General features: G+C 73.0%; 10 protein-coding genes. 1 reads left to right on the plus strand and 9 read right to left on the minus strand.

Annotated features, from left to right (window positions below; all coding sequences use genetic code 11):
- Positions 1–45: 45 nt before the first annotated feature.
- The 4 genes from tpiA to OHS58_RS22235 all read right to left on the minus strand — a co-directional run bounded on the left by tpiA (position 46) and on the right by OHS58_RS22235 (position 4,621).
- On the minus strand, positions 46–831 hold the full coding sequence (gene tpiA, locus OHS58_RS22220; protein WP_328649690.1) for a triose-phosphate isomerase: 786 nt from the start codon (positions 829–831) through the stop codon (positions 46–48).
- Positions 831–2,045 carry a phosphoglycerate kinase gene (locus OHS58_RS22225; RefSeq protein WP_328649691.1) on the minus strand — a complete coding sequence of 405 codons (1,215 nt, stop codon included), beginning with the start codon at positions 2,043–2,045 and terminating at the stop codon, positions 831–833. Before OHS58_RS22225 ends, tpiA begins: the two co-directional genes overlap by 1 nt.
- A gap of 5 nt (positions 2,046–2,050) precedes the next feature.
- Positions 2,051–3,052: a type I glyceraldehyde-3-phosphate dehydrogenase gene (gene gap / locus OHS58_RS22230; RefSeq protein WP_326947861.1), complete on the minus strand. Its 1,002-nt coding sequence runs from the start codon at positions 3,050–3,052 to the stop codon at positions 2,051–2,053.
- Positions 3,053–3,439: 387 nt separating this feature from the next.
- Positions 3,440–4,621 (minus strand): winged helix DNA-binding domain-containing protein, encoded by a 1,182-nt coding sequence (locus tag OHS58_RS22235; protein WP_328649692.1) that lies wholly within the window; start codon positions 4,619–4,621, stop codon positions 3,440–3,442.
- Positions 4,622–4,693: 72 nt separating this feature from the next.
- On the opposite strand from OHS58_RS22235, the gene OHS58_RS22240 reads away from it, so the two are divergent.
- Positions 4,694–5,338, plus strand: coding sequence for a LysE family translocator (locus OHS58_RS22240; RefSeq protein WP_328649693.1), 645 nt, complete (start codon positions 4,694–4,696; stop codon positions 5,336–5,338).
- Positions 5,339–5,393: 55 nt separating this feature from the next.
- Here the strand turns inward: OHS58_RS22240 and OHS58_RS22245 are convergent, their stop codons facing one another.
- Genes OHS58_RS22245 through OHS58_RS22265 form a run of 5 tightly spaced genes read right to left on the minus strand, consistent with a single transcriptional unit; the run spans position 5,394 to position 13,288 of the window.
- Positions 5,394–5,723 (minus strand): ArsR/SmtB family transcription factor, encoded by a 330-nt coding sequence (locus tag OHS58_RS22245; protein WP_326947858.1) that lies wholly within the window; start codon positions 5,721–5,723, stop codon positions 5,394–5,396.
- Positions 5,720–6,511, minus strand: coding sequence for a TIGR03620 family F420-dependent LLM class oxidoreductase (locus OHS58_RS22250; protein WP_326947857.1), 792 nt, complete (start codon positions 6,509–6,511; stop codon positions 5,720–5,722). Before OHS58_RS22250 ends, OHS58_RS22245 begins: the two co-directional genes overlap by 4 nt.
- A 37-nt stretch (positions 6,512–6,548) precedes the next feature.
- On the minus strand, positions 6,549–11,021 hold the full coding sequence (locus tag OHS58_RS22255) for a hypothetical protein (protein WP_328649694.1): 4,473 nt from the start codon (positions 11,019–11,021) through the stop codon (positions 6,549–6,551).
- A 9-nt stretch (positions 11,022–11,030) separates the two neighbouring features.
- Positions 11,031–11,831, minus strand: coding sequence for a hypothetical protein (locus OHS58_RS22260; RefSeq protein WP_247049175.1), 801 nt, complete (start codon positions 11,829–11,831; stop codon positions 11,031–11,033).
- Positions 11,831–13,288, minus strand: a complete 1,458-nt coding sequence (locus OHS58_RS22265; protein ID WP_326951482.1) for a hypothetical protein — start codon at positions 13,286–13,288, stop codon at positions 11,831–11,833. The genes OHS58_RS22260 and OHS58_RS22265 overlap by 1 nt, the downstream gene beginning before the upstream one ends.
- Between the last annotated feature and the right edge of the window lie 53 nt (positions 13,289–13,341).

The raw sequence follows: 13,341 nt of genomic DNA on the forward strand, positions 1-13,341 counted from the left end.
CTGTGTGACGGACCGGATACACAGGTTACCCGGTCGTGGCCTCGATCAGGGCAGCGGCCCGCCCGCGGCGAGTGCGCAGAGTTTCGTGAACTCCTCGCCGTCGAGGCTCGCTCCGCCGACCAGGGCACCATCGACGTTTTCGCAGGCCACCAGGTCACTGATGTTGTTCGCCTTCGCCGATCCCCCGTAAAGCACCCGGACGGACGAAGCGACCTCGTCGCCGTACTTCTCCTGGAGGGTGGCGCGGATGGCCTTGCAGACCTCTTCGGCGTCCGCGGGGGTGGCGACCTTGCCGGTGCCGATCGCCCAGACCGGCTCGTACGCCACGACCACGCCGCCGACCTGCTCGGGCTTGAGGCCCTTCAGGCCGTCGATCAGCTGCGTCGCGGTGTGGTGGATGTGCTCGCCGGCCTCGCGGACCTCGAGCTTCTCCCCGATGCAGAGGATCGGCGTGATGCCGTGCTTGAGCGCGGCCTTGACCTTCTTGTTGACCAGCTCGTCGGTCTCGGCGTGGTACTCACGCCGCTCCGAGTGCCCGACGGTGACGAAGCTGCAGCCCAGCTTGGCCAGCATCACGCCCGACACCTCGCCGGTGTAGGCGCCGGAGTCGTGCGAGGAGATGTCCTGCGCGCCGTACGTCAGCGACAGCTTGTCGCCGTCGATCAGGGTCTGCACGCTGCGGATGTCGGTGAACGGCGGCAGCACCGCCACGTCGACCTTCGCGTAGTACTTCTCCGGCAGCGCGAAGGCGATCTTCTGCACCAGCGCGATCGCCTCGAGGTGGTTCTGGTTCATCTTCCAGTTGCCGGCGATGAACGGCTTGCGTGCCACTAGTTCTTCTCCTCCAGGGCGGTCACGCCCGGCAGTTCCTTGCCTTCGAGGTACTCGAGCGAGGCCCCGCCACCGGTGGAGATGTGCGAAAAGCCGTCTTCGGGCAGGCCCAGCTGGCGCACCGCGGCCGCGGAGTCGCCGCCGCCGACGACGGTGAACGCGTCGCTCTTGACCAGGGCTTCGGCGACGGCACGGGTACCGCCGGAGAAGGCCTCGAACTCGAACACGCCCATCGGGCCGTTCCAGAACACGGTCTTGGCGTCGGCCAGCTTGCCGGCGAACAGCTCACGCGTCTTCGGGCCGATGTCCAGGCCTTCGCGGTCGGCCGGGATGGCCGTGGCCTCGACGACCTCGTGCTCGGCGTCGACCGAGAACCCGGTCGCGGCGAGGACGTCGACCGGCAGCACCAGTTCGACGCCGCGCTTCTCGGCCTCGGCGAGGAAGCCCTTCACCTGGTCGAGCTGGTCGGCCTGCAGCAGCGAGTTGCCGACCTCGTGGCCCTGGGCCTTGAGGAAGGTGTAGGCCATGCCGCCGCCGACGAGCAGCCGGTCGACCTTGGTCAGCAGGTTCGCGATGACGCCGAGCTTGTCGGACACCTTCGCGCCGCCGAGCACGACCACGTAGGGCCGCTGGACGTCGTCGGTGAGCTTCTTCAGCACGTCCAGCTCGGCCAGCACGAGGCCGCCCGCGTAGGCCGGGAGCACCGAGGCGACCTCGTAGACCGAGGCCTGCTTGCGGTGCACGACGCCGAAGCCGTCGGAGACGAACGCGCCGCCCGGGACGAGCGCGCCCAGCTCGGCGGCCAGCTCGGAGCGGTCCACGGCGTCCTTGCTGGTCTCGCGCGCGTCGAAGCGCACGTTCTCCAGCAGGACGACGCCGCCGTCGGCCAGGCCGGCGGTCAGCGTCTTGGCGGACTCGCCGACGAGGTCGCCGGCCAGCGTGGCCTCGGCGCCGAGCAGCTCGGAGAGCCGCTTGGCGACGGGCGCGAGGGTGTACTTGGGGTCCGGCTCGCCCTTGGGGCGGCCGAGGTGCGCGGTGACGACGACCTTCGCGCCCGCGTCGGCGAGCTTCTTGATCGTCGGCAGCGCCGCGCGGACGCGGCCGTCGTCGGTGATGCGCTCCCCGTCGAGCGGGACGTTCAGGTCGGACCGCACGAGTACGTACCGGCCCTGAACGCCCTCGCCCAGCAGGTCGTCGAGGTTCTTGACGGTCATCCGGCTCAGAGCTTCGAGCCGACGAGCTTGATCAGGTCCGCGAGGCGGTTGGAGTAGCCCCACTCGTTGTCGTACCAGCCGACGACCTTGACCTGGTTGCCGATGACCTTGGTCAGCGGCGAGTCGTAGATGCAGGACGCCGGGTCGGTGACGATGTCCGAGGACACGATCGGGTCGACCGAGTAGCGCAGGATGCCGGCGAGGGGGCCCTCGGCGGCGGCCTTGTAGGCGGCGTTGATCTCTTCGACCGTGGCGGCCTTCTTCAGGGTCACCGTGAGGTCGGTGGCCGAGCCGGTCGGCACCGGGACGCGCAGCGCGAAGCCGTCCAGCTTGCCCAGCAGCTCCGGCAGCACCAGGCCGATCGCCTTCGCGGCACCGGTCGAGGCGGGCACCACGTTCAGCGCGGCGGCGCGGGCGCGGCGGAGGTCCTTGTGCGGGCCGTCCTGCAGGTTCTGGTCCTGCGTGTACGCGTGGATCGTGGTCATCAGGCCCTGCTCGATGCCGAACGAGTCGTTGAGGACCTTCGCCAGCGGGCCGAGGCAGTTGGTGGTGCACGAGGCGTTGGAGATGATGTTCTGCGAGCCGTCGTACTTGTCGTCGTTGACGCCCAGCACGATGGTCAGGTCCTCGCCCTTGGCGGGCGCGGAGATGATGACCTTCTTGGCCCCGCCGGCGATGTGCGCCTTGGCGGCGTCGGCGTTGGTGAAGAAGCCGGTGGACTCGACCACGACGTCCACGCCCAGGTCGCCCCAGGGCAGGTTGGCCGGGTCGCGCTCGGCGAGGGCCTTGATGGTCTTGCCGTCCACGACGATGCCCTCGTCGCTGACGCTGACCTCACCCGGGTAACGCCCCAGGATCGAGTCGTACTTCAGCAAGTGGGCCATGGTGGCGACGTCGCCGAGGTCGTTGAAGGCGACGACCTCGATGTCGTGGCCGCTGGCCTGCACGGCGCGGAAGAAGTTGCGGCCGATGCGGCCGAAGCCGTTGACACCTACGCGAACGGTCACTGCTGCCACTCCTCTGAGGATCGGCCGGAGTCCCGGCCGTGACTTGCGGGCTCGCGGCCACCCTAGCGTGCGGGCATGCGCGTCCCTGACTGCCCTGACGAGACTTCCACCACTTGGCGAACGGGTCAAGAATCGATTAAGAAGCCTAGTGGATTCCGGGTGATCGGTTCACGTGTTCTTCACCTGGACCACGGTGGACCGGGAAGGCGGGTGGTCCGGCGGTTCGGGCAGGCCGCACGCGGTGCGGGCCGCGCCCGGCTGGTACTGGCCGGTAGCCGGCGCGGACGACTGGATCGTTCAAGCCGCCACCGCGATCGGCGCCGGCTGCGACACGTCGTCGCGCTCCCGGGTGACAGCTTCGATTCAGAGCCGGGACGCCCTCCGCGCTCACTCCGCCAGCTCCCGCTCCAGCGGCGTCCGGAACCGGGGGATCACCCGGACCACGCCGAACCACTTCGCGCTGCGGTCCGCCGCCGCCTCGATCGCCGCCTTCTCCTCCGCGCTGACCTCCTCCAGCAGCCGGAACACCACCTCGCCCGATTCGCGCTGGGCCCAGCCGCCGACGATGCGGCCGTTGGCCCAGACCGTCGGGCCGACGTTGCCGAACCGGTCGAACAGGGCCGCCTTGTGCGGGCCGAGGAACCAGTCGCGGTCCTGCCAGCCCATCGGGGTCGGGTCGAGGCACGGGAGGAAGGACGCCCACGTCGGCGGCTCGGGCACCGGCTCGAGGTCGTCGGCCAGCGCCACCCCCGGGACGCCATCCAGGTCGACGTCCACGGTGTCCAGCTCGGCCAGGGCCTTCCGCGTCTGGCCGAGCGTCCAGCCCGCCCACCAGCGCAGGTCCGTCAGCGGGGCCGGGCCGTACGCGCGCAGCCAGCGCCGCGCCAGCTCGACGCGGGCCTCGTCCGCCTCCCAGGCCGCGAGGCCCTCGCCCACCCAGTCCTCCAGCGGGTGCCAGACGTACTGGGTGCTGAGCCAGGTGCCGCGCGGGCGGCCGCGGACGATCCGGCCGTCGACCGCCAGCTGGAAGAGCACCCGGCTGGTGACGTTGCCGATCGCCTCGTACGGCTTGCCCTTCGACATCTGCAGCCGCTGCCGCAGCCGGGGTTCGGCCTCGCTGAGCTGCTGCGCGGTCGCCGAGCCGAGGCCGCGCAACGCGGCTTCGACCGCCGTTTCGACGTCGGCCAGCCACTTTCCGGGCTCCGGCACGTTCTCCGGGTAGCCCTGCTGGCCGAGGTGCTGCTCCAGCAGCTTCCGCTGTTTCGCCGCGATGTCCGCCGAACAGCCGGCCTGCACGAGGGCCGCGGTGTCCAGGCCGGTGACGAACACCGTGCGGCGCATGCCGAGCAGCCGCAGCACCGTGCGGTCGTCGTACAGCGCGCGCTCGACGTCGGCGACCGCGGCGCCGTCGAGCCGGGCGGCCGCCGAGAGGTGGACGGTCGCCGGATCGGTGGCGTGCAGGGCGACGACGCCCGCGACGGCGTCTTCGACCGTGGCCGCGGGCGCGGCCAGGTGGTGGCGGGTGCCGAGGCGAGCCCGGCGCTGGGCGGTGGAGATGGTCGGAGGCACCCGGAATTCCTACCACCCGGCACCGACGAAAACGCGTGGTCGGTCCGGCGCCCCCGGCGTTAACCTCGCGGCATGGTCTCCAGCGCGCACCTCGCGGCCTTCGCCGCGCTGACGTTCCTGATGGTCGTGGTCCCCGGGCCGAGCGTGCTGTTCACGATCAGCCGCGCGCTGACCGTCGGGCGGCGCGACGCGCTCCTCACCGTCGTCGGCAACTCCTTCGGGGTGTACACGCAGGTCGTCGCGGTCGCGTTCGGCCTCGGCGCGCTCGTGACGACGTCGGCCGCGGTGTTCACCGCGATCAAGATCGCCGGCGCGGTCTACCTGGTGTACCTGGGGATCCAGGCGGTGCGGCACCGCCGCCGGCTCACCGACGCGATGGCCGCGCGGGTCGGCTCGGCGCCCGGCCGGGTGGTCACCGTGCTGCGTGACGGCTTCGTCGTCGGCTTCGCGAACCCGAAGTCGATCGTGTTCCTGGCCGCGCTGCTCCCCCAGTTCGTCGACCCCGCCGCCGGCTCGGTGCCGGCCCAGATGCTGGTGCTCGGCCTGTGCCTGCCCGCCATCGCGCTGGCCACCGACAGCGCGTGGGCGCTGGTCGCGGGCACGGCGCGGACGTGGTTCGCCCGCTCACCGCGGCGGCTGGAGGCGGTCGGCGGCACGGGCGGCCTGGTGATGATCGGCCTGGGCACGACGCTGGCGTTCACCGGCCGCAGCGACTGACCGCGAATGTCCGTGAAGGCCTCCTTACCGGCTCTTATGGCCGGTAAGGAGGCCTTCACGGCTTTGCGGCCGGGTCGCGGAGCACGAGGGCGAGGAGACCGGGGAACGCGGCGTCGAATTCGGGGCGGCGCAGGCGGTTCAGGCGTCGCGGGCCTTCGTCGCGCTGCTCGATCAGGCCCGCCGCGCGCAGCACGCCGAAGTGGTGGCTGAGCGTCGCCTTCGCCACCGGGAGGTCGAACGTGCCGCACGCCTTCGTCCACTCCGGCACGGCCGCCAGCTCGCGCAGGATGCTGCGGCGGACCGGGTCGGCGACGGCGGCCAGGGCGTCCTGCAGCGCGACGTCGCCGGGGAGCACGTGGGTCAGCCCGCGCGCCCGCGCGGTCACCGCAGGGCCTCGGCCAGCCGCGCCCGCCACTCGCGAGGCAGCCCGTCGAGCTGGACGACGACCTGGTCGGCGCCCGCGGCCCGGTACTCCCGCAGCCGCGCCACGACGGCGTCGAAGTCACCCCACACGGTGACGCCGTCGACGAGCCGGTCCGACAGGTCCGCGACGTCGGCGTCGGTGAAGCCCATCCGGCGGAAGTTGTTCGCGTACCCGGGCACGCCCGCCAGGAAGCGCAGCGAACCGCCCCGGACGGCCTCCCGCGCCGCGGCGGCGTCGGTCTCGGCGACGACGTTGAGCAGCACCGCCAGCTGCGCGTCCGGCCCGAGGAGCTCCCGCGCCGACGCGACGTAGTCCGTCGTCACCAGGAACGGGTACGCGCCCGCCGCGCGGGCCCGCGACAGCTCCAGCATCTTCGGGCCCAGCGCCGACAGGATCCGCGCGGACGCGGGCACGACGTCCTCGATCTCGTCGAGGTAGTCGTTCAGCGCGGCCAGCGGACGCGGGCCGTGCGCCCCGCCCAGCCCGGCGATGAACCGGCCGGCGGGCAGGTCCAGGTAGGCCTGGGCCACCTCGGCGGCCGGGACCCGGTCGACCGAGAGGATCCCGCTGGCCACCGGGATCCGCTGCGTCCCGTGGACGACCCCGGCGATCAGCGGCAGCGAGTTCCCCTGCCCGCCGGGCAGCCACAGCGTGTCGTAGCCCAGTTCTTCCAGTTCGACGGCGGTCGCGAGCGCGACGTCGGTCTCGGCGGTGTTCAACGCGGCGCCCAGCGCCCCCAGCTTCGTCATGCGCGGGTGAACCTCCGGCCGCCGCCCGATGTTCCCGTCACGCCGTCTGTTCGTCCTCAGCGGAATCCGGCGTGTCGGGCGAGTCACCGACGCGGGTGAACATCCGCGTGGCCGAGAGCCGCGCGACGCCGTCCGGGTCGCCCAGGTCGTCGAGGGAGTTGCGGACCGTCGAGTCCACCGACAGGTACTTCCGGCCCGCGCGCAGGTCGGCGTCGTTGCGCAGCCGGACGATCAGCGGGAACTCCGAGAGCGCGCCCGCGTCGAACAGGCCCGTCGTGTAGATCAGCTGGACGCCCAGCGCCTCGGCCACCGCCCGCTGCAGCTCCAGCAGGTACCCGGCGGACGCGCGGCCGATCGGGTTGTCCAGGAACAGCACGCCGGAGTGGCGGTTGCGGGCCTTGCCGCGGTTGTTGGCGCGCAACGCCGCGAGGGTGCAGTAGAGGATGATCGCCGCGGTCAGCTGCTGGCCGCCCGAGAAGACGTCGCGGATCTCCGAGACGCGCTGGCGTTCGGTCCGCAGCACCGAGTCCGGCTTGAGCATGTCGACGCGGAAGCCCTTGGGCGCCGCGGCCCGGACGCCGCGCAGGACCAGGGAAAGCCCGTCGCGCTTGACGTCGCGGCCGTCCGCGGTCTTGCCGACGGCGGCCTCGTCGACGACCTCGCCGAGCTTCTCGGTGAGCGCGTTGTCCTCCAGCTCGTGGAACCGGATGCGCAGGAACTCCTGCCCGGACCAGTCGCCGAGGCCGTCCGGCAGCCGCGAGACGCGCTGGGCCGAGCGCAACGTCCGGAGCGCGCCGTCGACCATGCCCTGCAGGCGGGTGATGATGCCGCCGCGGTGCCGGTCGATCTGGGCGAGGTCGTCGGTGAGCGACCGCAGCCGCGGCCGCAGCGCCTCCGCCCACTCGGCGGCGTGCGCGGGCAGCTGGTCGCGCTTGACCGAGATGACCTGCTGCCGCACCGGCGTGCTCAGCTTCTCGAAGCGCTTCTCCGTCGCGTACTGGGCCAGCTGGTCCGCGGCCTCGCGCACCCGCCGGTCACCCGCGTCGGCGGCGTCCTGGGCCTCGGTGAGCGTCGCGTTGAGCCGCGTGTGCTGGGCGCGCGCGGTGTCGACGTCACCGTCGTAGGCGTCCGCGTCCTTGTCGGTGACCAGGTGGGCCAGGGAGTCGGCGAGCAGCGAGAAGCCGGACGCGGAGTTGCGCGCGGAGTCCAGGGTCTCCTCGGCCGCCGCCCGGCGTTCCTGCAGCTCCTCCCACTTCCGCGCGGCCACGGACATCTCCAGGCCCGCGGCGTCGATCAGCTCCAGGCCGTGCTCGATGTCGCGCGGCTTGTCGCCGGTGACGCCGTTCTGCAGCGGGAGCACGTCCAGCTCGGCGCGCCGCGTCGAGACGAGCCCGATGGCCTCGGTCCGCTCGTCCTCCAGGCCGTCGACGACGCGGCGGGCGCGCGCGAGGGCCGCCGCGCGGGCGGACGCGTCGGAGCCGTCGGGCGTCTCCAGCAGCTCGGCGGCGGTCGAGCGGACGGCCTCGTCCAGCGACTCGACGGCCGAGCCCGCGGCCGCTTCGGCCGACTCGGCCTGCTCCAGCTCGGCCCGCAGGTCGCTGCCGACCTCGACCTTCGCGTACGACTCGGACGCCGACAGGTAGGTCCGGCGCAGGGCGTCCACCGGCTCGGCCGGCGGGCCGTCGGCGGTGCCGTCGACGTCGGCCGCCCCTGGCACTTCGGCGAGCTCGGCGCGGGCGGTGGTCGCGGTCCGGCGGTGGCCGTCGGCGGTGCGCTGCTCCTCCCCCGCCTGCTCCCGCAGCCGCGCGGCCTTGCCCGCGGCGTCGGATGCCTGCAGGTCGGCGCGCTCGGCGACCTCGGTGGCGCGCTCGACGTCCTCGGTCCACTCCGCGATCCGGGCGCTCCTCGTGCCCAGCTCGCCGAGCTTCCGCGCCCGCTCCTCGGTCTCGGCCGCCGCGACCCGCAGCTCCGGGACGCGCTCGCGCAGTGACGCCGTTTTTTCGCTCAGCCGGACGAACTCCACGTCGGCCTGCTGCAGGGCCGTGCGCGCGGTCTCGCGCGCGGTCCGGGCCGCCTGGGCCTGCTCGGCGAGCGTCGCGACGGCGCCGGGCGGGTAGTCCTCGCGCCAGGTGGTGAGCTTCCAGTTGAGGGCGCCGTCGGCGGACAGCTTGGCGGACAACGCTTCCAGCCGCCGCTGCCGCTCGGTGTTGCGCCGCGCGACGGCTTCGCGCTCGGCGTCCGCGGCTTCCTCGTCGTACATCGCGGGGTTCGGCGGCACGAGGAACTCGACGCCGGGCGCGGCGGGCGTCTCGGCCAGCAGGGCCTCGGTGGTGCCGACGGCGATGATCGCACTCGGCAGCAGCCGCCGTGACGTCAGCACCTCGCGGGCGCGGTCCGCGTGGGCGGCGTCGTTGAGCAGGACGCCGGAAACCAGCTGCGGCAGGCTTTCCAGCACCTCGGCGCGCCGAGCGGCGTCCAATTTGGACAGATAGCGCCAGCCGGACCACGCGGTGATCCCGGCTTCCTCCAGGGCGTCCAGCGCGGCCTGGACGTCCTGCGGGGGCGGCAGCAGCCCGCCGGAGCCGAGCGCGGCCAGGGCCCGCTCGTCCGCGGACTCCTCCATCCGCAGCGCCGTCTGCTCCTTCTCGACGGACGCGCTCGCCTCGCGCAACCGCTCCAGCAGCACCGGAAGATCGCTTTCCAGGGCGACGTCGTCCGCGCCGAGCAGCTCGACCAGCCGGCCTTCGGCGGCGAGCGCGTCGGTGCGCCGGTGGGCCCGGTCGAGGTCCTCGGTGGCGCGCTCGAAGCGGTCCAGGGTGGTGCCGGCGAGCTGGTGCGCCTCGTTCACGTTCCGTTGCGCCGCTTGGAGATCCGCCGCGACACGGTCCAGCTCCTGCTCGCGCCGGGTCAGCTCGGCGGCCGCGGCTTCGGCCGCCGAACGCGCCGCCCGGGACGCGTCGGCGACGTCGGCGCCCGAGGGCAGCAGCCCGCCGCGGACGGCGTTCTGGACCTCTTCGCGCAGCTCGGTGATCCGCGTGGTCAGGCCGCGGGCCTCGGCACGCCGGCCGGCCGCGAGGTTCGCGGCCTCGTCGCGCTCGGTCTGCGCCTTCTCGGCTTCCGCGCGCAACGCGCCCGCGTGCGCCTCGGCCTTGTCGGCCTGGCGCTGGGCGTCCTGCGCCAGCGACTGCAGCCCCCGGGCCAGCGCGGCCGCGGCGGTGTTGCGCGCCTGCAGAGCCGGGCGGGCCTTCTCCTCGCGGTTGCCGACGAGCTCGCGCAGGTCCTTCGCCTTGCGGGCGGCGTTGAGCTGGTTGAGCACGGTCGCCGTCTCACGCCAGGCCTCGGCCGCCGTCTTCGCCTCGCCCAGTTCGGCGTCGACGCGCTTGCGGGCCTCCTGGGCCTCGTCCAGGCGCAGCACGGCGACGAGACGCCGCAGCTCGGTGACGCCGGCCGCGAGCCGCCGGTGGTCGCCCTCGGCGAGCTTCTCCGCCGTCTTGACCTCGGCGACGTGGTCCTCGAGCCCGGACAGCCGGGCGTTCTCCAGCTCGTTGCGCGCGACGACCCGGCCGGCCAGCGCGGCCATGTCGGCCCGCGCGGCGCCGGCGATCTTCCGCGACGCCGCCGCGACGCCTTCTTCGGTGGCCAGCGGCCCCAGCAGGTCGAGCGCGCCGGCGACGAAATCGCGTTCCGACAACAGGTCCCCGCGCTGGGCGAGGTTGTGCGAGTAGGTCGAGACGACCTCGGCGAGGTCCTTCGGCTCGTCCTCGGAGACGACGGCGCGCAGCAGGAAGTCGACGAACGCCTCGTCGGTGCCGAACGCGAACGCGTCCGCCGCCTCGCCTTCGCCCGCGTTCATCGCGCGCTGGTAGCGGAACAGCTCGGTGTCGAGGCCGAGGGTGTCGAGCCGGCCGGTCCACTCGTGGTGGCGCCGGGTCCAGGACAGCTCCAGCTCGGGCTCGGCCAGCTGGGCCGCGGCGAGCTTGTCGTGGAAGCCGGACATCGTGAGCAGGCGGCCGTCCTGCGTCATCGGCAGGGAGTCGAGGGCCAGCGCCGACGTCGGGCGGAAGCAGTACCAGGAGTCGGCCAGGTTCTCCGAGTCCGAGGAGACGACGTGCCCGCGCCACTCGGAGACCTTGCCGGTGATGATCCGGTGGCCGGTCTCGACGTGCAGCCACTCCAGCACGACGTGCGAGACGTCCTTGGCGGCGACGAACTTCTCGAGCACCTTCGTGCTCGTGGTGCCGACGACCTGGCGGCGGCCGGGCAGCATCACCGAGAAGATCAGCTTGATCAGGACGGACTTGCCGCCGCCGTTCTCCAGGAACAGCACGCTCGCCGGGGACGGGCGGCGCAGCTCGGCCGGCCCGGTGGCGTGGATGCCGGCGCTGAACAGCGCGTCCTGCTGGGGCGCGGTGATCTTGGCGCCGACGCCGCTGAAGTCGAGCACGACGTCCTGGTAGCGGGCGCCCGCCGGGCCCACGGAATGCAGGCGGACCCGCGAAAGCTCGTACATCTACTCCCCTTAGAGCGTGTCGGAGGACGTCGCGCGCAGCGTGCCCCCGTCGTTCGCGACGGCCACGACGTCCAGCGCGAGCAGGTCGTCGAAGGCGGCGTCGGCGGCGAGTTCGCGGACCTGGATCTGGTAGCGCGGTGTGGTGCGGTAGGTGCCGCCCTGTTCGTCGCTGACCGGGACCAGGAAGCCCTGGTCGGCCAGGAATCGGAGGGCGCGCGAGACCATGCCGCGGGTGGTGTCGGCGGCGAGGCGGCCGTCCTTGGTGGCGGCCGCGGCGGGGCGCCTCGTGTACGCGCGCCAGGCCTGTTCCAGCTCGGGCGCGTCGGCCAGCGGGTCGTTGTTGGCCTCGGCCTGGGCGGCGCGTTCGTCGAGCATGCGGGCGGCTTCGCGGACCATCGCGTCGACCTGTTCGACGCTGACGCGGCCGATGTAGGTGTCGTTGGCGAGGTCGTCCGGGCGCGGGTAGCCGAGCGCGGCGGCGGCGAGGTGGATCAGGCCGTGCAGCACCTTCTCCGTGTCGCGGCGCTCGCGGATCTTGGCCTGGCGGGCGTAGGAGTCCATCTTGATCTCGAACACGGACTCGTCGGTGGCCGCCAGCACCGCGCCGGCCTGCTGGTTGACCTCCAGCACCATCAGCCCGAGCCCGGAGGCGACGGCGTGGGTGAGCGCCTTGAACGCGTTGTCCTCGCCGTAGCGGCGCACGAGGTCGCCGTAGACGACGTCGCGGGCGGGCAGCTGCTTGGGCCGCATGCCGAACGCGACCAGCCGGGCCGCGGCCTCGGCGTCCACGCTGCTGTGGGACAGCGCCATCAGGCGACCTCCTCGTTCTCTTCTTCGTCGGCGCGCTCGACCGCCGCGGTGGACAGGAGCAGGTCGGCGCCGCCGAAGTCCGGGTCGTCGAGCAGCGTGCCGTCGTCGACGGCGAGCAGCACCGAGCGGTCCCCCTGGCGCCGCGCGGCGCCGATCCCGGGACTGTATGCGTGGACAGCGCGCAGCGCGACCAGGGCCGCGAGGCCGGGCTGGCGGCTGCGGCGGGCCTCGTCGAGCAGGCCGGACAGCCGCCGCGGCACCTCGGGCAGGTGGAGCAGCTCGTCGGCGCGGCGCCAGACGTCGTCGCCGAACTTGTCGGTGACGTCGGCGGGCATCAGCTCCGGCTCCGGGATCTCGCCGACGAGCTGGTCGCGCTCGGGCGCGGGCCGCAGCAGCAGCGAGACCAGGGCCGACAGCGACGGCACGACCGGCGCGGAGATGCCCGCGACGGCGTGGAAGAAGTGCTCGGCCGGGGTGACGGCGTCGGCCAGCGGCAGCCCGAGGGCCGGCACCAGGAGCTGGCCGAACAGGTCGAGCGTCGCGCGCTGGGGCGGGCCGGAGAACTGCTGGCGGTCCTGCTCGGCGCGGAACACCGCGCCCGCGTCGGCCAGCCGCGACTGCAGGCGGGTGTGCCGCCGGATGCAGTCGCCGACGATGTCGACGAGCTCGGCGGCGCGGCGCTTGCGGTCGAGGTCCTCGGTCTCGTCGCGGGCGGTGGTGATGTTCTTGAGGATCGCGTTCTCGGCGCGGAAGCGGGCTTCGATGTGCCCGAGCGCGGTGTCGAGCAGCTCCGGGACCTCGCGTTCCCAGTCGACCGAACGGACGTCGCGGCGGGTCGCGTCGAGCTTCGCGCGCAGCACCTCGCCGTACTGGACGGTCCGGTAGCGGGCCTGCTCGGCGGCCAGCTTCGCGTCGGCCAGCCGGCCCCGCGCGATCAGGTTCTCGAGCTTCACCTCGGCCGCGATCTGCGCCGACTCGACGTCGGTGTCGAGGGCGCCGACGAGCACGTTGATCGCCTCGTCGGTGGCGCGCAGGTAGACCTCGCCGTCCCGGGCGGCCAGCTCGACGAGCAGTTTGAAGTCGAACTGGCGGCGCTGGTAGCCACCCGGCCCCATCGAGCCGTAGACGCGCCGGAAGCCGCGGTCGGTGGTGCCCACGTTGATCAGGTTGTCCAGGACCCACTTCGCGACCCGGACGTGTTCCTCCGGCATCCGCGACGGCGCCTGCTGCGCGATGAACGGCAGCAGCCGGTCGATGACCTCGTCGTGGCCGGCGCCGGTGTCGAAGTCCATCGCGATGGTGACCTGGTCGATCGTGTGCAGCGCGATCTCGGCCATCTGGTAGACCGTGGCGTCGGCCCAGTCGAGCTTCGCCTTCCGCGCGTCCAGGTCGTGCAACGGCGCGGTGCAGGCGAGCGCCTTCAGCCGGCGGGTCAGCCCCTCGTCGGCCAGTCCCATCGCGGCCCTGTCGTCGTCTCGCACAGCAGGCCAGGCTAGTCGGCCACCCTCTG

The organism is Amycolatopsis sp. NBC_00348 (genome assembly GCF_036114655.1).
Taxonomy (GTDB): domain Bacteria; phylum Actinomycetota; class Actinomycetes; order Mycobacteriales; family Pseudonocardiaceae; genus Amycolatopsis.